Annotated in this window: 2 protein-coding genes; both read left to right on the forward strand. The window is 30.0% G+C overall.

The genetic code is table 11. From position 1 onward, the window contains the following. Nucleotides 1-147: 147 nt before the first annotated feature. Nucleotides 148-342, forward strand: a complete 195-nt coding sequence (locus tag HMPREF2731_RS12055; RefSeq protein ID WP_002309674.1) for a hypothetical protein — start codon at nt 148-150, stop codon at nt 340-342. A gap of 63 nt (nt 343-405) precedes the next feature. Beyond that, the coding region (locus tag HMPREF2731_RS12060) for a hypothetical protein (protein ID WP_070873069.1) at nt 406-659 on the forward strand (254 nt) is incomplete at its 3' end.

Raw genomic sequence — 659 nt, forward strand, 5'->3', positions numbered from 1 at the left:
ATAGTATTTTACACAGGATTGTGGACTTGACTGAAAAAAACTTTTAAATTGATTCTTTTTATTTATCATAAAGATATAGATACATAATCATTTTCGCTTACATATATTTGAATATGAACTAAAAACAGCAAGAAAGAAGATGATCAAATGTATTATGTAGAAGTAAAAACAAAAGGTGTCAAAAACAAACAATATGTGAAAGGTATCAGTAACGAATATCCTTTACTTGGTTCATGGAAAGAAGCAGCTCCTTTTTCCAAACCATGTGCCATAAAAATAAAGAGCGAGCTGGAAAAAGAACTGACTTGCGGCAAAGCGGTTGTAACCATCATCGAAAAGTAACAGTGTAAAAACTAATGAATGACTTATTTCAACACTTTAAGCCGTATAGAAAGGAAGCAAAATATGGATTATACTGTTGAGTTTGACAGTGAACTATTGGAACAATTTCCGCAAGAGGTACATCTCGCATACAAAAAAACTATTTCTAAAAAAGTCATAGAGCATGTAGACCATAATTTTTTTCGTATAAAACCAGTACGAACACGCTCGGCAAAGGGAATATATGAAATGAAAGTCAATATTGATAAAAAAAATTATCGTATAGCATTTACTTTTAAAAAAAATCGAGAGTGTAAAATATTTTGTGTAAATAGAAA

It is taken from the genome of Enterococcus sp. HMSC072F02, from assembly GCF_001837725.1.
GTDB classification, from domain to species: domain Bacteria; phylum Bacillota; class Bacilli; order Lactobacillales; family Enterococcaceae; genus Enterococcus_B; species Enterococcus_B lactis.

What these genes read in the sequence shown, in the direction of transcription:
- HMPREF2731_RS12055 (WP_002309674.1), top strand. Translation starts at nt 148, where the DNA reads ATGTATTATGTAGAAGTAAAAACAAAAGGTGTCAAAAACAAACAATAT.